At 38.3% G+C, this 264-nt stretch carries 1 protein-coding gene; it reads right to left on the bottom strand.

The features are described from left to right. The coding region (locus AAEY62_RS22950) for a transposase (RefSeq protein WP_350636740.1) at positions 1–264 on the bottom strand (264 nt) is incomplete at both ends.

Raw genomic sequence — 264 nt, 5'->3', positions numbered from 1 at the left:
ATCATATCCGGCCTTTTTGAGCGTAGGATATAGTTTGAGTGCAACATTGTTTGTTTTATTTCTCGATATCCTATTTCTATTTCCCAGCGATGCATGTACAAATCAGCTATTTCTTTTGATGGGTAACGCATTACATCAAGCATTGATGTAAGAATCTGATACTGCTTATTATTATGCGTGTAAGTAAGCAGCCGAGCTTCTAAAAACTCTGGCAAGTCAGTAAACTTTTTTCGCGCTTGGGGCGATGTTTTAAGACGCACTAAC

It is taken from the genome of Pseudoalteromonas sp. GW168-MNA-CIBAN-0100, assembly GCF_040309225.1.
GTDB lineage: Bacteria > Pseudomonadota > Gammaproteobacteria > Enterobacterales > Alteromonadaceae > Pseudoalteromonas > Pseudoalteromonas arctica.
This window is presented reverse-complemented; position numbering and strand designations above follow the sequence as displayed.